At 71.4% G+C, this 18315-nt stretch carries 13 protein-coding genes and 2 pseudogenes; 7 read left to right on the top strand and 8 right to left on the bottom strand.

Annotated elements, in window-relative coordinates; genetic code table 11:
- Nucleotide 1: 1 nt before the first annotated feature.
- Nucleotides 2-394 (top strand): 50S ribosomal protein L20, encoded by a 393-nt coding sequence (gene rplT, locus NZH93_RS45020; RefSeq protein WP_259629492.1) that lies wholly within the window; start codon nucleotides 2-4, stop codon nucleotides 392-394.
- Nucleotides 391-1245, top strand: a complete 855-nt coding sequence (locus tag NZH93_RS45015) for a TrmH family RNA methyltransferase (RefSeq protein ID WP_259629515.1) — start codon at nucleotides 391-393, stop codon at nucleotides 1243-1245. Before rplT ends, NZH93_RS45015 begins: the two co-directional genes overlap by 4 nt.
- A 19-nt stretch (nucleotides 1246-1264) precedes the next feature.
- On the opposite strand, the gene NZH93_RS45010 is transcribed toward NZH93_RS45015, so the two are convergent.
- The 6 genes and pseudogenes from NZH93_RS45010 to NZH93_RS51100 form a co-directional block, all read right to left on the bottom strand.
- Complete coding sequence (locus NZH93_RS45010) at nucleotides 1265-4222, bottom strand: NACHT domain-containing protein (RefSeq protein ID WP_259629491.1); 2958 nt, start codon at nucleotides 4220-4222, stop codon at nucleotides 1265-1267.
- 78 nt (nucleotides 4223-4300) lie between these two features.
- On the bottom strand, nucleotides 4301-7108 hold the full coding sequence (locus NZH93_RS45005) for a hypothetical protein (protein WP_259629490.1): 2808 nt from the start codon (nucleotides 7106-7108) through the stop codon (nucleotides 4301-4303).
- Entirely contained in the window at nucleotides 7105-8889 is a 1785-nt protein-coding gene (locus NZH93_RS45000; protein ID WP_259629489.1) for an HSP90 family protein, read from the bottom strand. The genes NZH93_RS45005 and NZH93_RS45000 overlap by 4 nt, the downstream gene beginning before the upstream one ends.
- Nucleotides 8890-8971: 82 nt before the next feature.
- Nucleotides 8972-9157, bottom strand: a pseudogene (locus tag NZH93_RS51490) (hypothetical protein); the annotation flags it as partial.
- A 653-nt stretch (nucleotides 9158-9810) separates the two neighbouring features.
- Complete coding sequence (locus tag NZH93_RS51105; protein ID WP_259629516.1) at nucleotides 9811-9951, bottom strand: hypothetical protein; 141 nt, start codon at nucleotides 9949-9951, stop codon at nucleotides 9811-9813.
- A 142-nt stretch (nucleotides 9952-10093) separates the two neighbouring features.
- Nucleotides 10094-10258 (bottom strand): annotated as a pseudogene (locus NZH93_RS51100) (molybdopterin molybdotransferase MoeA); the annotation flags it as partial.
- 95 nt (nucleotides 10259-10353) lie between these two features.
- Between NZH93_RS51100 and NZH93_RS44980 the strand changes: the two are divergent.
- From NZH93_RS44980 to fdhD, 3 genes are read left to right on the top strand one after another with little or no spacing between them, the layout of a single operon-like run.
- Nucleotides 10354-11658 (top strand): OFA family MFS transporter, encoded by a 1305-nt coding sequence (locus tag NZH93_RS44980; protein WP_259629488.1) that lies wholly within the window; start codon nucleotides 10354-10356, stop codon nucleotides 11656-11658.
- Entirely contained in the window at nucleotides 11655-12230 is a 576-nt protein-coding gene (locus NZH93_RS44975; RefSeq protein WP_259629487.1) for a hypothetical protein, read from the top strand. Before NZH93_RS44980 ends, NZH93_RS44975 begins: the two co-directional genes overlap by 4 nt.
- The gene (gene fdhD, locus NZH93_RS44970) at nucleotides 12121-12924 is read left to right on the top strand and encodes a formate dehydrogenase accessory sulfurtransferase FdhD (RefSeq protein WP_259629486.1); all 804 of its coding nucleotides are present in this window, start codon (nucleotides 12121-12123) and stop codon (nucleotides 12922-12924) included. The genes NZH93_RS44975 and fdhD overlap by 110 nt, the downstream gene beginning before the upstream one ends.
- A gap of 74 nt (nucleotides 12925-12998) precedes the next feature.
- Here fdhD and sucD read toward each other — a convergent pair whose 3' ends face one another.
- On the bottom strand, nucleotides 12999-13880 hold the full coding sequence (gene sucD, locus NZH93_RS44965; RefSeq protein WP_259629485.1) for a succinate--CoA ligase subunit alpha: 882 nt from the start codon (nucleotides 13878-13880) through the stop codon (nucleotides 12999-13001).
- A 1-nt stretch (nucleotide 13881) separates the two neighbouring features.
- Nucleotides 13882-15039 (bottom strand): ADP-forming succinate--CoA ligase subunit beta, encoded by a 1158-nt coding sequence (sucC, locus tag NZH93_RS44960; protein WP_259629484.1) that lies wholly within the window; start codon nucleotides 15037-15039, stop codon nucleotides 13882-13884.
- A gap of 243 nt (nucleotides 15040-15282) precedes the next feature.
- On the opposite strand from sucC, the gene NZH93_RS44955 reads away from it, so the two are divergent.
- Nucleotides 15283-17037 (top strand): thiamine pyrophosphate-binding protein, encoded by a 1755-nt coding sequence (locus NZH93_RS44955; protein ID WP_259629483.1) that lies wholly within the window; start codon nucleotides 15283-15285, stop codon nucleotides 17035-17037.
- Between the two features lie 30 nt (nucleotides 17038-17067).
- Nucleotides 17068-18297: a formyl-CoA transferase gene (frc, locus tag NZH93_RS44950; RefSeq protein WP_259629482.1), complete on the top strand. Its 1230-nt coding sequence runs from the start codon at nucleotides 17068-17070 to the stop codon at nucleotides 18295-18297.
- Nucleotides 18298-18315 lie beyond the last annotated feature (18 nt).

Raw genomic sequence — 18315 nt, 5'->3', positions numbered from 1 at the left:
AGTGGCACGCGTCAAAAGGGCCGTGAACGCCCACAAGAAGCGCCGTACCACCCTTGAGCTCGCCAGCGGTTACCGCGGCCAGCGCTCAAGGCTGTACCGCAAGGCCAAGGAGCAGGTGCTCCACTCGCTCGGCTACGCGTACCGCGACCGCCGTGCGCGCAAGGGCGACTTCCGCAAGCTGTGGATCCAGCGCATCAACGCCGCGGTCCGCGCGAACGGCATGACCTACAACCGCTTCATCCAGGGTCTGCGCCTGGCCGAGATCGAGGTCGACCGCAAGATCCTGGCCGAGTTGGCCGTCAGCGACCCGGCCGCCTTCACCGCGATCGTCGAGCTGGCCAAGGCCGCCATGCCGGACGACGTGAACGCGCCGCTGGCCGAGGACAAGGCCTGAGCGACCACACTCGCGCACAACGACCCGAGGCAGCTCCGTTCACCGAACGGACACCTCGGGTCGTTGCTGCTCGGAGGCTGACCCGCCGTCCGGGCAGGGACCGCGCGGAACAATTCCTCGCCGAAGGCGCCCAAGCCGTTCGCGAAGCGCTCGTCTGGTCCGCGGCGGGTCGCGGCCGGGTCCACGAGCTGTTCGTGACGGACACCGCCGCGGAACGCAACCGGTCCATCGTGGACTCCGCGCTCGAAGCGGGCGTGCGGATCAACGCGATCACCGACAAGGCCGCCGCGGGGCTCTCGGAAACCGTGACGCCCCAAGGTCTTCTGGCCGTGTGCGATCCCGTCGACGTGCCGCTGGAGACCGCGCTGCGCGGCACGCCGCGCCTGGTGGCCGTGCTGCACGGCGTCACCGATCCCGGCAACGCGGGCACGGTCGTCCGGGTCGCCGACGCGACCGGCGCCGACGCGGTGATCTTCGCGGGCGACACCGTCGACCCGCACAACGGCAAGTGCGTCCGCGCCTCCACCGGCAGCGTCTTCCACCTGCCGATCGCCCGCGCCCGCGACGCGGCCGAGGTCTTCGAAGCCTGTCGCACAGCGGGTCTCGCGCTCGTCGCAGCGGACGGCTACGCGACAGACGACCTGGACACCGCGGACCAGCGCGGCGACCTCGCCCACCCCACGGCGTGGGTCTTCGGCAGCGAAGCGCACGGCCTGCCGGACACCGTGATCGCCGACCTGGACACCTCGCTCAAGGTCCCGATCTACGGCGCGGCCGAAAGCCTCAACCTGGCGACCGCCGCCGCCGTCTGCCTGTACGCCTCGGCGAAGGCGTTGCGGCGCAAGGACTAGCCGGTTCGTCCCGGCGGCGTCACGACACCCCCTGGCTCTCGGTCTTCCACACCGTCAGCGCGCCCGTCGACCACCGCTCCAGGTAGTCGACGGCGTGCCGGGACGCGGTGTTGACCCGTGCCCACTCGTAGAGCCGTTCGCGCGAGGTGCCGCGGTCGTTCTGCCACAGCTCGGCCAGTTCCACGCACCCGGTCGCCAGGTAGAGCAGTCCTTCCCGGCAGGCGAGCGGGTAGCCGCACGACCGTTCCAGCACCTCCTCGAACTGGCCGCCGATGTCCCAGTTGCCGGTCGCCGCCCGCGTGGGCATGAGCAGGTTCTCGAACACCGGGCCGTGCTGCTCGACACCGGTGGCGACCGCGCGCAGCAGTTTCATCGCGGCCGCGACGGGCGCGGTGCCCCGGTCAGCCATCGACAGCGAGTCGAGCACCCAGGTGGCGACGGACTGCGGCCCTACCGAGGGGATGAGCTGGTCGAAGCACTGGAACAGGTCGGTGTACTTGTCGACGAAGCTCCACACCGTCCCGGACGCGAACGCGTTCTCCGGCAACGCTCCCGCCTGGCACCGGATCGCGTACCCGAGTTCGCCGCGGTTCGCCGTCAGCCGTTCCACGAAGGGCAACTGCTCCTGCACGATCGCGCGCAGCGCCTTGACCGCCTGGGTGCTGAGCCCGTCCTCGACGGAGTCCGCGAGGTAGCCCGCGTGGATCGCGAACCACAGGTACACCAGCCGGTCCTGGTCGTCCTCCCGGCCGACCGACCCCCGGAGCAGTTCGCCCAGCAGTTCGATCACCACGTCCTTGTGGTGGTAGGACGACTCCAGGACGAGGCTCATCGCCCCCACGCGCCCGACGGGGACCTGGCGGACCGTGTACCCCAGCAGTTGTTGCAGGGCCGCGCGGCTCATCGGGACGCAGTCGGACATCTTGACCACGTACATGAGGACCGACTCCCGCAGCACGGTCTGCCTGCGGAACGCCTCCCGCAACGATTCCCTCTCCACCCCGGAGGACGTCTTCGTCAGGTCCGGATCGGGGAGCGGCAGCTTCTCCTCCAGCGCGGCCAACATCGACAGGACGACCTCCGACCCGCCCGCCGCGTTGCCGATGTTGTGCAGGGACACGCAGATCTGCGCGTACACCTCCGCCCGGCCGCTCGTCGCGTGCGGCCAGAGGTGCTCCGCCAGTTCGGCGCTGTTCGCGCAGTTCCTGATCAGGTAGAGGGCTTCGAAGTACTCGCGGAAGCTCGCGTGGGTGAAGGCGAACACCTCTTCGTGGTCGACGTCGAGGCCGACGTCGGTGAAGATCCACGCCCTGCCCCGGCAGATCGCCAGCAGGTCCCGCACGAAGGCCGCCGCGGACTTCGCGCTGCCCTTGCCCTCCTGGAGCAGGAAGGGCACCAGGTCCTCCTCGATCACCCGTGACGTCAACCGGGGCGAGGCCTTCTCCAGCCTGGACGAGAGCGACGCGATCCTGGACAGGGTGATTTGCAGCAGTTCGAGGTCGGGGACCTCGTCGATGATCTCCCTCGTCTTGTCCCACTCGCCGAGCAGCAGTTCGACGCACCGGCTGTAGAGCCGGGCCCTGGTGCGCGGGATCGTCTTCCTGCCCCGGTAGAGGATGCAGATGAACGCCAGCAGCAGCGGGTTCGTGACCAGGTCGTTGAGGGTGGCGGTCTCCCGCTTGAACCGGGAGGCGATCTCCGTGGTCGTCCACCGCCCGGCCGCGGTCTGGTTGCGGAACCACTTGTCCACGTAGTCGTCCACCTGCGCGCGGTCGAACGCGCAGATCGCGTACTCGTTGAACTGCGCGGGGTTGAGCCGGGCGATCGGGTAGCCGATGATCCGCGACGTCACCACGACGCGGGTGTAGGGGTACGCGCGCGAGATGCCCTCGATCGTCCGCGCGATCCGGACGCGGTCCGCTCCGCGGGGGATCTCGTCCAGGCCGTCGAAGACCAGCAGGGCTTCACCCTCGTGCAGCAGGCGTTCGACGGACGACCGCGGGACCGTCACCTGGTGGTGGGTCGAGAGTTGGTCGCACAGCAGCCCGGTGATGCTGAACTCCGGTGTGCCGACGTGCCGCAGCACCACGATGAACGGGACCGCCTGCCCGGTCTCGGCCGCGGTGACGGCCAGGATCGTGCTCGCCGTGGACTTGCCCGCGCCCGGATCGCCGAGCAGGACGGCCTGCCTGGTCAACGTGGTGAACCCGACCTCGTCCGCGACCAGTTCCGCTTTCGACCTGGTGGTGCGGAAGAGCAGGGTCTCGCTGTCGATCTCCCGGATCGTGGGTTCGACGAAGAGCTCGGTGTAGGCGACCTCCCGCCGGGTGCCGAGGTCCGGGATGTCGATCATGCGGTGCGCCTCGGCGAACCGCTTCCGGTAGTCGTCGACCCACTTCCGGTAGTCGCCGTGCGATTCCTTCTGTGCCACCAGGGTGGTGGCGTACTTGTCGATGGAGGCCAGCGTCTGCGAGACGATGGTCGACTCCGCCCAGGTGATCAGCTCCTGGGAGTTGCCGATCGAGTCCCGCAGCTTGCGCGCGACGCCTCGGGACGCTTCCAGGAGGTGGTCCGCGAACGCCTGCACGTACGGCGTGATCCGCTCGCGGCTGACTCCCGGCACGTGCGGCGCGATCGACAGGGTGAGGCTCGTCGTGATGGTGTTGCGGTACACCGGTTCCGCGTTCATGATCGCCACCGCGATGGCCTGCCGCGCGCACGTGGCGAACTCGGGGGTCTTCGTGAAGGCGTCGACCTGGCGCTGGGTCACGCCGTGCGGCAGCAGCTCCAGCAGGCTCGCGGGCCAGTAGTTCGCGCTGTGCGGGCCGGGGATCCGCTCCAGCAGCGTCAGCACGTCGGCGGGCCCGTAGCCGCGTTGGGCCAGGTTGCGCTTGAACTTCGCCAGCAGCGGTTCGAGGAGCGGTTTCGACGCCTGGACCGCGGCGCGCCCCAGAGCGGTTTCCACAACGCCGGTCATCGCGCTCCCTCGGGTCGGCGGACCTCCAAGGTCACAGTCGCGGGCCGTGCGGGCTTCGTTAGCCCAGGACGGGCTCCGTCAGCCGTCCAGCCGAGCCGTCAACGCCCGCACGAGCGGATCGGTTCCCGTCGGCCGGTCGAGTTCCGCCAACGCGTCCTCCAGCACCGACACCACCTCGGCCACGACCTCGGTCGGCGTCTCGTCGCCGATCAGCTCGGCGGCCCGGCGGGCGGCCGTCTCGGCGGCGGGCGCGTCGCCCGCGCGCAGGCGGAACCGGCCGCCCCGCGCGACGAGGAACGCCTGCCAGCCCGCGTCCTCCAGGTCGATCGCCGCCTGTTCGGCCAGCGCGTTCTGCTCGATCGCCAGGTCGTACTCGCCCGCCTGCGCGTGCAGGAACGCCCGGATCGCGGCGATCCTGGCGGCGATGTGGGTGCGGCCCCCGACGTCGTCGATCCCCGGCAGCAGGTGCTCCGCCTGGGCGAGGGCGGCCAGGCCCTCGGTGGACTGGCCGGCGGGCAGGACGTTCGCCGCTTCGACCCAGGACCCGGCGGCTTCGCCGGGCTGGTCGATCAGCGTCCAGAACCGCGCCGCCTCGGCGTAGGTGTGCGACGACTCGACGAGCTGGTCGAGCCTGCGGCGGGCGTTGGCGAGCGCGTCCAGCGCGACCGCGCGCTGCCAGTGCTCGTCGGGGCCGATGTGCTCCAGCGAGATCGTCAGGTGGCGCAGCGCGGCCTGGTTCTCGCCGAGCTGCGCGCACGTCTGGCCCAGCCGGAACCGCACCTGGAGACCCAGCTCGGCCTCGACGCCCGCGGACTGGACGAGCCGCAGCGCCTCCTCCAGCGTCTCCGCCGCCTCGACCAGCCTGCCGGTCTTGAGGTAGCCGCCGCTGAGCGAGTAGCACGCCTGCGCGGTGTGCGCCTCGCCGCCGAACTCGCGGCACGCGGCCACGGCTTCGCGCAGCTCACCGAGGTGGGTGGCCTCCAGGCCCAGCTCCTCGACGGTGATCGCCCGCAGCCGCTGCGCCTCCGCCCGCCACCGGCCCGGATACCGGGATGCCCTAGCCACCAGGGTTTCCGCGGTGCGCATGGCGGGTTCGCCCTGCCCCAGCACGGTTTCCAGGCGCAGCTTGATCCTCAGCCCGTCGAACCGCACGCTCTCCGGCAGCTCGTCGGCCAGCACCTCGCCGACCGCGACGAGCGCTCCGGTCAGGTCCTGGCGGCGGGCCAGGTGTTCGGCGTGGTCGACCCGCACCCTGGCCACGAGCTTCGGCGCCTCCGCCTCGGCCTGGGCGCGCGCCTCGGCGATCAGGAACGCGGCGGGCTCGTGCTCGTGCGCGTGGTCGAGCAGTTCGGCCAGCACGAGCCGCGCCAGGACGGCGGTGATCGGCGTGCCGTTGACGTCGGCCTCGGCCAGGCACTCCTGGGCCACGGCGGTGCTCGCCTCCAGTCCGTCCTCCGGCAGCCGCCACACCGAGAGCCTGGCCCGGTAGCGGTTGGCCAGGTCGGCCTCGCCCGCGTCGGCGAGCTGGTCGACGACGTCGGCGAACCCGGCCAGCAGTTGCTCGCGCGGGATGCGGGACGCACCGGCGGTCAAGCGCTTCGCCATGAGCTGCGCGGCGAGCGCGTCCGGCAGCAGCGCGTCCATGTCCGCGGGCAGCGACCGCAGCAGCCTGCTGCCGGTGACGAAGTCGCCCGCGTCGAACGCGGTGTTGGCGCGTTCCGCCAGTTCGACCGGGTCCGACGCGAGGTCGAGCCCGTCCGGTTCCTCCACGACGTCGGCGGGCGTGAGGACGGGAACGGCCAGCGGCACGTGCTCGGTGTCCGGGCGCAGCAGCGTTTCGCGCACCCCGTCGCCGACCGCGCTCGTGCCGTTGCGCTCGTCGAAGCGCTTGGCCAACGCGAGCGCGGACTCCTCCAGCTCCGCGCGGAGTTCCGCCGCGTCGAGGGTGCGCGTGGTGACGCCGTCCGCCTGCGGCACCTCGAACTCGACGTGCGCGGGGACCCGGCTGAGCAGCAGCGCCGCGGCGGCGGCGAAGTCCATCGCCTCGGCCGGGCTGGGGGAGTGGTGGACGCGGTGGAGGTTCCCGGAGAGCAGGTCCACGCCGCGCGCGACGTGCCCCGCCGTGGCGCAGAACTCGAGGTGCGTGTTGAGGTAGTTCGCGAGCTTGTCGTCCTTGATCAGCCTGCACGCCACCAGGTGCGCGTTGCTCGCCCGCTCGTGGTCGCCCAGCGCGATGAACGCGGGCAGCAGCGCCGTGAGGATGCCCTGCGGCTGCGTCGAGCACGTGGTGTCCTGGCGCAGCACGGGTTCCGCGAGCGCCACGGCCTCCGCGTGCCTGCCCAGCCTGCTCAGGTGGGTGGCCTGGTCCTCGACGACGCACGCCTCGCAGTCGCTCATCGGACCGCGGTCGAGCGCGAGGAACTTCGTCAGGTGCTCGCGGTACGCCGCGTCGTCGCCGACGTGCAGCGCCAGCGTCGCCCGCACGCCGTGCACCGGCTGCTGCGAGAAGCCGTGCTTGCGGTAGCGGTCCGCGAACTGGTCGACCACGGCGTTGAGCTGGGCCAGGCTGAACCGGGGGTCGCGGCGCAGCCCGTTCGCGATCCACTTGTGGCACCAGTCGAACGTGTGCGACTCCCAGCGGCCGAAGTCCTCCGGCCCGCGCTTCTCCGCGGCGGTGCACCAGGCGAACGGCGCCAGCATCAGGTCGTAGCGGCCGAGGTCGTAGCAGGAGCGGATCAGCGCGACCCGGCACGACACCGCCAACTGCTGGTGGTCCGCCGCGTCCGCGACCCGTGCCGCCTGTTCGAGCGCCTCGTGCCGCTGCATGCCCGGCGGCAGGTGGTAGGCCTCGGTGAACTGCTCCTCGGCGGCCAGCTTGTCGGTCATCGGTCCCCCACGGCCCGGTTGAGCAACTCCAGGAACGAACGGTTCAGCGCCGCGGTGTCCTTGGGCCGCATCGGGCGTCGCGCTTGCAGCAGCGCGTGCACGTACAGCGACTCGACCGTCAGCGCGACCAGCGCGGGGTCGGACAGCGCGGCCAGCCTGCGCACCAACGGGTTGCGGCAGTTGAGGACCAACTGCTGGCTCGCCGTCGGCGCGTCCCCCACCAGCTCGCCGAGCAGCTCCGCCCACAGCGGGTCCGCCTCACCGGAGATCTCCTCGGTGTCGCGCTTGCGCTGACCGTCCACAGTGGAGATGAGCAGCGCGGGCAGCGACACGGGGTCGAAGTCGCGCGTCACGGCCTCGCAGTCGTGGCGGTCCAGCACGCCGCGGGCCTCGGCCAGCCGCGACTTCAGCTCCGAGTCGAACAGCGGCTCCGGGTGGTCCAGCGCGGCCAGCAGCTCACCTGGCGCGACCTGGCGCGCGGCGACCGCGCCGTCCAGCGCCACCAGCCGGTCCAGGATCTCCACGTCGTAGGCGTACCCCGCGTTGAGCAGCCCGATGCCCTGCGCCTGCGCGACCGGCGCGAGCTGGCGGAACTCGTCCACGTTCGGCACGTACAGCACGGTGCCGTGCATCCGGCGGAACTGCCGCAGCGGCACCGCGCCCTCGGTCGTCTCGAACGGCAGCCAGCGCTCGACGAGGCGCAGCATCTCGTCGTCCGCCCGCGCCAGCGACTTGATGCCGAGGTGGTGCGCGGACAGGAGTTGCGACGTGCGGTCCGGGTCGGTCGCGTCCAGGCGCACCAACCAGTCCCGCACCTGCTTGCCCAGTTCGTCGCGCACGGCCAGCAGCGTTTCGTCCTGGTACAGGGATTCGCGGCTCGCGGTCGGCCGCAGCGCCGACGAGTCGACCACGCAGCGCACGAAGTACGCCCAGTCCGGCAGCAGCCCCTCGACGCCGTCCCCGACCAGCATCCGCTTCAGGTACACCCGGTGCGACTGGCGCGTGCCGGGGTGCACGCCCTCGGGCAGCACGAACGCGACCCCGGACAGCCCGACCGTCGGCACCTCGATCGGGATCGCGTCGAACGGCCGGAACCCGAACAGCTCCTCGCCGTAGTCGGCCATCCGCTCGGTCAGGTCCGAACCGGTCTCCTCCGACCGGCGCCCCCACGGCAGCTCCCCGGTCGTCGCGACCTCACCCGCGACGTGCACCGCGACCGGCAGCAGGTCGCCGTACTCGGTCACCAGGGCGCGCACCATGTCCGTCGTCAGCCAGTGCTCCGCGTCGCGGTTCGGCACCAGCTCGATCGTCGTGCCGACGGCGTCGTGCGCGCCGTCGTCGACCTCGACCCGGTAGTTGCCCGACGCGTCGGCCGTCCACCGCACGGCCGGGCCGCCACCCGCTGACCGAGTGGTCAACCTGATCTCCTCGGCGACCAGGAACGCCGACAGCATGCCGACCCCGAACTGGCCGAGGAAACCCTGCCGCGCGAACCCCAGGTCGTCTCGTTTGGACGTCCTCCCCAGGGTCGACAGGAGGTCGTGCACCTCGCCCTCGGACAGACCGATGCCCGTGTCCGTGACGCGCAGCACACCGCCCGCCGTCTCGATGGGCTCGATGCGCACCTCGGCGGGGGCGTCCGGGTCCAGAGCGCGGCGCGCGGTGATGGCGTCGACCGCGTTTTGCAGCAGTTCCCGCACGTAGACGCGAGGGCTGCTGTACAGGTGGTGGCTCAGGAGGTCGATCATCCCGCGCAGGTCGACACCGAAGGTGTGGGACATGGGTGTGCTGCTCACCTCGGGGTCGCGTGGTCTGAACCTACGATCCTAGTGCGCCACACGCCTTCACAGGCGGTCGTTTCCACTAGCCGGACAGGTGCAATACCTCGACCGGGCTACCGGACCAGCCCGGAGGCACGACGGCGAGCGCGTCGGCCAGCGCGGCGCCCCACAGCGTGCCCGGTCGGTCATGACCGACCGGTGCGGCGGTCGAACCGGACAGGACGACCGGAACCAGCCGGGTGTCCCGCGGGTGCGCGACCACGGCCCCCCGCAGCTCCACCGTGACCGCGGGCTTCACGAGCCGTCCCGCCAGGGCTCCTACCAGCGGTTCCACCAGCGTGACGCACGCTCCGAGCGCCGCGAACGGGTTCCCCGGCAGCCCCACCACGCACCGCCCGTCCGGGAAGACGGCCAGCAGTTGCGGATGCCCCGGCCTGCACGCGACCCCGGCGACCCGCACGTCGGCCCGCAGGTCGGTTGGTGGGGAACTGCTAGGGCCTGGCGCGGGGTCGGTGGGGGTCGGTTCGGGGCTGTGAAGGTCGGGCGCGGAACCGGTGGGGGTCGGTTCGTAATCACAGGAGGCCGGCTGAGAGTTGTCAGAGGGTGACCTGAAGTTGCTGGAGGCTGGCTCGGGACTGCTGGAGGTCGTGCGGAGTCCCGCGTAGCTCTCGCTTTCGCGGCACCCGGTAGGCGCTCCCGAGGCCCCGTCCGCCCCTCGCTCGCCCTCGCCCACCAGCGCATCGCACGACCGGACGGCACGATCGACCACCGGAATTTTCCAGTCGTCCGCGCTCAGGCCTCGCTTGGCCCGGTCTCCCACGCTTGCCTCTCCCGCATCTCGATGTCCCGCGCCCCCGCTTCCCAAGCCTTGTTCTCCTGCGTCTCCGTCTCCCCGGCCTTGGTCTCCTGCGCTCCCGCTTCCTAGGCCTTGGCGGTCCGCGCCCCAGCCTCCTGATTCTTGGTCTCTAGTGGTCCCGCCTCCCGGACCTTGGTCTCCAGTGGCCCCGCCTCCCGGACCTTGGTCTCCCGCATCCCCGCCTCCCCGGCCGAGATCTCCCGCACCCCCACCTCCCCGACCCAGGTCTCCCGCAGCCCAACCCACCCCGGCCCAACCCACCCCACCACCCCCATCCCCCCGACGAACCACCACAAGCCCACCCGCCCGCACCTCCCCGACCAGCGTCCACGGCGGCGGGCCCGCGACGGCGTAGCCGTCCATCGCCGCCGTGTCGAAGGCGGGCATGGGGGTGTGGGCCATGAGTGGTTCGGCGAGCGCGGCGCCCAGGGCGTCCGCCAGTGGGACCTCCACCGCTTCCAGGGGCTTCGCGGCGTCGCGGGCCGCTTGTCGGGCTGCTGGCCAAGTGGTCATGAGAGCGCTCCCGACGTGGACATCCGGCACGGGCGGTGTTATAAAAGAGGTTACTTAATACTGTATACGATCTCCAATGTAAGTGGGGTGGGAGTGTGCCCGAACCACAGGAGATGCGGGACGTCTACGGCAGGCGGTACCGCGTTGGCGAGTCGGACCGGGAGCTGCTGGGCCGGTCGAGGAACTGGATGTTGTGGTCCGCCTGGGCGGCGATGTTCGCCGCCGGGATCCAGCAGTACGGGTTCGGCGCGGTGGTCCCGGTGCTCGTGGAGCGCCACCGGCTGACCGACGTGGTCTGGGCGCTGGCGTTGTGGACCGTCTGCCAGGCGGGCACGGCGTTCCCCGCCGCGTGGCTGCGCGACCGGGGCCACCTGCCCCCGGCGCTGGCGGTGGTCGTCGGCGGGGTGCTGTGCGGGATCGGTCTCACGACCCTCGCCCACGCCACGAGCCTGGTCACCATCTACCTGGGCTACTCGCTGCTCGGCGGCGTCGGCGCCGGTCTGGTCTACGCGGCCTGCGTGGGCACGGTGGTCCGCTGGTTCCCCGAGCGCGTGACGTCCGGGGTCGGCGTCGTCAGCGGAGCGTTCGCCTACGGCTGCGTCCCGTTCGTGCTGCTGGCGGGTCTCGTGCTGAACACGGGCACCAAGACCCTGTTCCTCGACGCCGCGGCGATCGTCGTGCTCGCCGTGATCGTCGGCGCGGGCATCGCGCTGGAGGACCCGCCGAAGCACTGGTGGCCCGCGCACGTCGAGCCGCGCGCGTGGGCGCTGGACAAGGCCCGGCGGCGCAACCAGTCGGCGGTCCGCCAGTACCTGCCCGCCGAAGCCCTGCGCAGCGGGGCGGTCGCGCCGATGTTCCTGGCGGTGGCGCTCGCGGCGGCCGTGTCGCTGTTCGACCTGGCCTTCCTGGCCACGTTCAGCGGCACCGACCCGCTGTGGGCCGCGGTGGCGCTCAGCGCGCTCGCCGCGTGCACGGGCGGCGGCCGGGTACTGGTCGGCCGGATCTCCGACCGGCTGGGCCGACGCCGCACCTGGTACCTGTCGCTGCTCACCGGCAGCGCCGCCCAGTTCCTCCTGCTGTGGGCGGGCACCCACGACCGCCCGGCCGCGCTGCTGCTGGGCGCCTGCCTCGCCGGGCTGGGCACGGGCTGCTGCTACACGCTGCTGGTGGCGCTGGTCCGCGAGTACTTCGGCGAGGAGAGCGGCTTGCAGAACTTCGGCCTCCTCTACAGCGCGAAGGCGCTCGGCGGTGTGCTCGGCGTCGGCGTCGCGGGCGCGGTGGTCACCACCCACGGCTACCCGGTCGCGTTCATCGCCGCCGGACTGGTCGGCCTCACCGGCGCACTGCTCACCAGGGCTCTGGTGCAGCCGGGCCGCTCCCGACTCCTCCCGACGTCATGACCCGCGTGCCGAGGCTGTCGCGCGGCAGGCACCCGACGCCGGGCCACGGCCAGTGCCTGCTGGAACTGGTGTCGACGCTGGCGGGTGAGGTCTGGTCGGACCGCCCCGCCGCCGTCCACCCGGTGCTGGCGTCGATCGCGAGGTCCGTCAACGACGAGTGCACCGACGACGGACGGCAACTCCTCCTCCCGTTCGCCGCGGGACTCCTGCACACGACCCGCGCGCCGGTGGTGGACCTGGTCCTGCACTGCACCTCGCTGGCGGGCATCAAACCGTTGCGCGGCAGGCTGATCGCGCCGACCGTGGTGGCGCACGCGACCAGGATCGTCGCCCTCAGGGCGGGGGACCGGCGCGACGACGTGCTGCACCACCTGCTGGCCGACTGCCTGGCGCTCTGCCACGACCCGACGACGAACTGGTGGACCAATGGGACGAGTGACGACCAGACGCAGGGTGTTCCGCGTGCTGGACGGGAAGGTGACCGCGCGACCGGACACGCTGACGGTGGAGGAACCGCTGGAGATCCGGGTCGGCGGCAAACCGCTGTCCGTCACGATGCGCACCCCCGGTGACGACTTCGACCTGGCCGCGGGATTCCTGGTGGGCGAGGGCGTGACCAGGGGAGTGTCGGACGTGGCCGCGATCCGCTACTGCGCGGGCGCGACCGCGGACGGCGTCAACACCTACAACGTCCTCGACGTGAGCCTCGCGGACGGCGTGGCGCCGCCGGACCCGTCGATCGAGCGCAACTTCTATACCACGTCGTCGTGCGGCCTGTGCGGCAAGGCGAGCCTGGACGCGGTCCGGATGGCGTCCACCTGGCCGGTGCACGACGACGCGCTGCGGATGGACCTGGCGACGCTGTGCACGCTGCCGGACAAGCTCCGTGCGGCACAACGGGTCTTCGACCGGACGGGGGGCCTGCACGCGGCGGGGCTGTTCTCGGCCGAGGGTGAACTGCTGTGCCTGCGGGAGGACGTCGGCAGGCACAACGCCGTGGACAAGGTCATCGGCTGGGCGGCGCGGTCGAACTGGCTGCCCGTCAGCGGGACCGTGCTCATGGTCAGCGGCCGGGCGTCGTTCGAGCTGGTGCAGAAGGCGGTCATGGCCGGCATCCCGATGCTGGCCGCGGTGTCCGCGCCGTCGTCGCTCGCGGCCGAGTTGGCGGCCGAGATGGGCCTGACGCTGGTCGGTTTCCTGCGCGGCACGTCGATGAACGTCTACACAGGACCGCACCGCCTGGGCCTGGTGCCCGCGCCGGTGTGAGGTTTTCGGGAGCGCCGTCCCCCGCTCCCGAATCCCTGCCGGGGCCCACCCGCGACGGGTGGGCCCCGGCAGGTTCACGCCTCCAGCAGGGCCCTCGCCAACGCCGCCGCCTCACCGGGCGTCCGCCCGACCCGGATCCCGGCCGCCTCCAGGGCTTCCTGCTTCGCCGCGGCCGTGCCGGACGAGCCGGACACGATCGCGCCCGCGTGCCCCATCGTCCTGCCCTCGGGCGCGGTGAACCCGGCGACGTACCCGATGACGGGCTTGGACACGTTGTCCCGCACGAACTCCGCGGCCCGCTCCTCCGCGTCACCGCCGATCTCGCCGATCATCACGATCAGCTCGGTGTCCGGGTCCTCCTCGAACGCGGCGATGGCGTCGATGTGCGTGGTGCCGACGATCGGGTCGCCGCCGATCCCGACGCACGTGGAGAACCCGAAGTCCCGCAGCTCGTGCATCAACTGGTAGGTCAGGGTTCCCGACTTCGACACCAGCCCGATGCCGCCGGGTTTGGTGATGTCGGCCGGGATGATGCCCGCGTTGGCCTTGCCGGGGGAGATGACGCCGGGGCAGTTCGGTCCGACGATCCGCGTGCGCCCTGATCTCACCGCGTGCGCCCAGAACGCGGCGGTGTCGTGCACCGGGATGCCCTCGGTGATCACCACCGCCATCCCGATGCCCGCGTCGACGGCCTCGACCACGGCGTCCCTGGCGAACCTCGGCGGCACGAACAGCACGGACACGTCCGCGCCGGTCTTCGCCATCGCCTCGGCCACGTCGCCGAAGACCGGCAGCGAACGGCCGTCGAAGTCGACGGACAGCCCGGCCTTGCGGGCGTTCACCCCGCCGACGACGTTCGTGCCCGCGGCCAGCATCCGCCGCGTGTGCTTGGTGCCCTCGGAGCCGGTCATGCCCTGCACCACGACCCGGCTGCCCTCGTTGAGGAAGATCGCCATCTCACACCCCCTGAGCCGCGAGCGAGGCCGCCTGGTGGGCCGCGCCGTCCATGGTGTCCGCCAACGTGATCAGCGGGTGGTCGGCGGTCTTCAGTATCCGCCGCCCCTCGTCGACGTTGTTCCCGTCCAGCCGCACGACGATCGGCTTGCGCGCCTGGTCGCCGAGGATCTCCAGGGCCCGCACGATCCCGTCCGCGACGGCGTCGCACGCGGTGATGCCGCCGAAGACGTTCACGACGACGCTGCGCACGCCGGGGTCGCCGAGGACGACCTCCAGCCCGTCGGCCATCACCTGCGCCGACGCGCCGCCGCCGATGTCCAGGAAGTTCGCCGGACCCGACCCGCCGAGTTCGGTGCTCGCCTGCGCCACGACGTCCAGCGTCGACATCACCAGCCCGGCGCCGTTGCCGATGACGCCGATCTCGCCGTCGAGCTTGACGTAGTTGAGGCCCTTCTCCCGCGCCGCCCGTTCCAGCGGGTCGCCCGCGTGGTCGTCGGCGAACGCGGCGTGCCCCGGATGCCGGAACGCGGCGTTGTCGTCCAGGGTCACCTTGCCGTCCAGGGCGAGCACCTCACCGGTCTTGGTGCGCGCCAACGGGTTCACCTCGACCAGGGTGGCGTCCTCGGTGACGAACACCTCCCACAGCGCGACGACGACCGGTGCGACCTCGACCGGAAGTCCCGCCGCCGCAACGATCTCGTGCGCCTTGGCGAGGTCGACGCCCGCGAGCGCGTCGACGGGGACCCTGGCGAGCGCGGAGGGGGTGGACGCGGCGATCTCCTCGATCTCCACGCCCCCCTCCACGGACGCCATCGCGAGGAACGTCCGGTTCGCCCGGTCCAGCAGGAAGGAGAAGTAGTACTCCTGGGCGATCTCGCTGGCCGCGGTCACCAGCACCTTGTGGACGGTGTGGCCCTTGATGTCCATGCCGAGGACCGCGTCCGCCGCACTCGCCGCGTCGTCGGGCGACGGGGCGAACCGCACCCCGCCCGCCTTGCCCCTGCCACCGGTCTTGACCTGCGCCTTGACCACCACGGCCCCGCCGATCGCGGTGGCGGCGGCGCGGGCCTCCTCGGGTGTCGTGGCGACGAGACCGGCGGACACCGGTACTCCGTGGGCGGCGAACAGGTCTCTCGCCTCGTGTTCGTAGAGGTCCAAGGCGGCCGTCCTCTCTGCGCGCGACCGGGCCGCACGGGCGTGGGACCCCGTGCGGCGACCGGTCTGGGAGGGATAACGGGCCGACCGGGTCACGTCACCGAAATCTTCCTGACGCCCTCTGGACATCGGCCCCAACGAGGCGTAACTATATGCCTACCCCATACGGTATGCAATCTACAGAGAACATCACCGGAGCGGCCAGCCGGACCGGCCGAGTGGAGCGAACTAAGGAGTTGACCAGTTATGGCGCGGACAGCGACCGAGGCTGCCTCAGGCGGCAGCGTTGCGCCCGGCACCGACGGCACCCCGACCGATCCCACCCCGGCCGGTCCGGAACTGATCTCCGGTGGACACCTGGTGGCCAAGGCGTTGAAGGCCGAGGGCATCGACACGATCTTCACCCTGTGCGGCGGCCACATCATCGACATCTACGACGGCTGCGTCGACGAGGGCATCAAGGTCATCGACGTGCGCCACGAGCAGGTGGCGGCGCACGCGGCCGACGGGTACGCCCGCGTCACCGGCAAGCCCGGCTGCGCCGTCGTCACGGCGGGCCCCGGCACCACCGACGCGGTCACCGGTGTGGCGAACGCGTTCCGCGCGGAGAGCCCGATGCTGCTGATCGGCGGCCAGGGATCGTTGAGCCAGCACAAGATGGGCTCGTTGCAGGACCTGCCGCACGTCGACATGATGACGCCGATCACCAAGTTCGCCGCCACCGTCCCGGCCACCGCGCGGATCGCCGACCTGGTGTCGATGGCGTTCCGCGAGTGCTACCACGGCGCTCCTGGCCCGTCGTTCCTGGAGATCCCGCGCGACGTCCTGGACGCCAAGGTTCCCGTGGACAAGGCCCGCGTCCCCGAGGAGGGCCGGTACCGCGCCTCCACGCGTTCCGGCGGCGACCCCGCGGACGTGGAGCGGCTGGCGGACCTCCTGGTGGGCGCCAAGAAGCCCGCGATCCTGCTGGGCAGCCAGGTCTGGACGACGCGCGCCACCGACGCGGCCGTGGACCTGGTGCGGCAGCTCAACATCCCGGCCTACATGAACGGCGCGGGCCGCGGCAGCCTGCCGCCCGGCGACCCGCACCACTTCCAGCTCTCCCGCCGGTACGCGTTCGACAACGCCGACGTGATCGTCATCGTCGGCACGCCGTTCGACTTCCGGATGGGCTACGGCCGCAGGCTCTCGGCGAAGGCGACGGTCGTGCAGGTCGACCTGGACTACCGCACCGTCGGCAAGAACCGCGACATCGACCTCGGCATCGTCGGCGACGCGGGCCTCGTGCTGTCCGCCGTCGCCGCCGCGGCCTCCGGGCGGGTCGACAACGGCGCCGTGGGCCGCAAGGCGTGGCTGGAGGAGCTGCACGGCGTGGAGGAGCAGGCGCGGCAGCGCAGGCTCCCCAACCTGATGTCCGACGCCTCGCCGATCCACCCGTACCGGCTGGTGCACGAGATCAACGAGTTCCTGACCGAGGACTCGATCTACATCGGCGACGGCGGCGACATCGTCACGTTCTCCGGCCAGGTCGTGCAGCCCAAGTCCCCCGGCCACTGGATGGACCCCGGCCCGCTGGGCACGCTCGGCGTCGGCGTCCCGTTCGTCCTCGCCGCCAAGCTCGCCCGCCCGGACAAGGAGGTCGTCGCGCTGTTCGGCGACGGCGCTTTCAGCCTCACCGGCTGGGACTTCGAGACCCTCGTCCGCTACGACCTCCCGTTCGTCGGCATCGTCGGCAACAACTCGTCGATGAACCAGATCCGCTACGGCCAGGCCCAGAAGTACGGCGTGGAGCGGGAACGCGTCGGCAACACGCTCGGCGACGTGAAGTACGACCAGTTCGCCAAGATGCTCGGCGGCTACGGCGAGGAGGTGCGCGACCCCAAGGACATCGCGCCCGCGCTCCGGCGCGCTCGCGAGTCCGGGCTGCCCTCGCTGATCAACGTCTGGGTCGATCCGGACGCGTACGCGCCCGGAACCATGAACCAGACCATGTACAAGTAGCGCGCGCCCCTCTAGCGGGAGGACTTCCCCATGGGAAAGGCACTGGAGGGCGTCCGCGTCCTCGACATGACGCACGTCCAGTCGGGACCGTCGTCCACGCAGCTCCTCGCGTGGCTCGGCGCCGACGTGGTGAAGCTGGAGACCCCCGGCCGCGGTGACATCACCCGCGGCCAGCTCCGGGACATGCCCGGCGTGGACAGCCTCTACTTCACGATGCTCAACGCCAACAAGCGCAGCATCACGCTGAACATGAAGAGCGAGCAGGGCAAGGAGGTGTTCACGAAGCTGGTCGAGAACACCGACGTGCTGGTGGAGAACTTCGGCCCCGGCGTGATCGACCGCTTCGGGTTCCCGTGGGCGAGGCTGTCCGAGCTCAACCCCGGCCTGATCTACGCCTCAATCAAGGGTTTCGGCCCCGGCCGCTACGCGGACTTCAAGGCCTACGAGGTCATCGCGCAGGCCATGGGCGGTTCGATGAGCACCACCGGCTTCGAGGAGGGCCCGCCGACCGCGACGGGCGCGCAGATCGGCGACTCCGGCACCGGCATCCACCTGGTGGCGGGCATCCTCGCCGCGCTGTACCAGCGGACGTCCACCGGCCGCGGCCAGCGCGTCCAGGTCGCCATGCAGGACGCGGTGCTGAACCTGTGCCGGGTCAAGCTGCGCGACCAGCAGCGGCTCACCCACGGCCCGCTGGGCGAGTACCCCAACGAGTCCTTCGGCGAGGACGTCCCGCGCTCGGGCAACGCCTCCGGCGGCGGCCAGCCCGGCTGGGCGGTGCGCTGCGCGCCGGGCGGGCCGAACGACTACATCTACGTGATCATCCAGCCCGTCGGCTGGAAGCCCATCACCGAGCTGATCGGCAAACCGGAACTCGGCGCCGACCCGGAGTGGGCGACGCCGGAGGCTCGTCTGTCCAAACTGGACAAGGCGTTCGCGCTGATCGAGGACTGGACGCTCAAGCACACCAAGTGGGAGGTGATGGACCGGCTCAACGCCCACAACGTCCCGTGCGGGCCGATCCTGTCCACCAAGGAGCTGATCGAGGACGAGACGCTCGCGGCGATCGGCACCGTCGTCGAGGTGCCGCACCCGCAGCGCGGCTCGTTCAAGACCGTCGGTTGCCCGATCAAGCTGTCCGACTCGCCGGTCGACATCGAGACCTCGCCGCTGCTCGGTGAGCACAACGACGAAGTGCTGGGCGCACTGGGCTACAGCCCCGAGCAGCTCGGCGAGCTCCGCACCGCAGGCGTCATCTGATACCCGAGGAGACAGCCG

It is taken from the genome of Umezawaea endophytica, assembly GCF_025061645.1.
GTDB classification, from domain to species: Bacteria; Actinomycetota; Actinomycetes; order Mycobacteriales; family Pseudonocardiaceae; genus Umezawaea; species Umezawaea endophytica.
The sequence above is the reverse complement of the archived record's forward strand: the minus strand, read 5'-3'. Positions and strand labels throughout refer to the sequence as shown.

What these genes read in the sequence shown, in the direction of transcription:
- NZH93_RS45010 (WP_259629491.1), bottom strand. Translation starts at nt 4,222, where the DNA reads ATGACCGGCGTTGTGGAAACCGCTCTGGGGCGCGCCGCGGTCCAGGCG.
- NZH93_RS44955 (WP_259629483.1), top strand. Translation starts at nt 15,283, where the DNA reads ATGGCGCGGACAGCGACCGAGGCTGCCTCAGGCGGCAGCGTTGCGCCC.
- NZH93_RS45000 (WP_259629489.1), bottom strand. Translation starts at nt 8,889, where the DNA reads ATGTCCCACACCTTCGGTGTCGACCTGCGCGGGATGATCGACCTCCTG.
- NZH93_RS45005 (WP_259629490.1), bottom strand. Translation starts at nt 7,108, where the DNA reads ATGACCGACAAGCTGGCCGCCGAGGAGCAGTTCACCGAGGCCTACCAC.
- sucD (WP_259629485.1), bottom strand. Translation starts at nt 13,880, where the DNA reads ATGGCGATCTTCCTCAACGAGGGCAGCCGGGTCGTGGTGCAGGGCATG.
- frc (WP_259629482.1), top strand. Translation starts at nt 17,068, where the DNA reads ATGGGAAAGGCACTGGAGGGCGTCCGCGTCCTCGACATGACGCACGTC.
- NZH93_RS44975 (WP_259629487.1), top strand. Translation starts at nt 11,655, where the DNA reads ATGACCCGCGTGCCGAGGCTGTCGCGCGGCAGGCACCCGACGCCGGGC.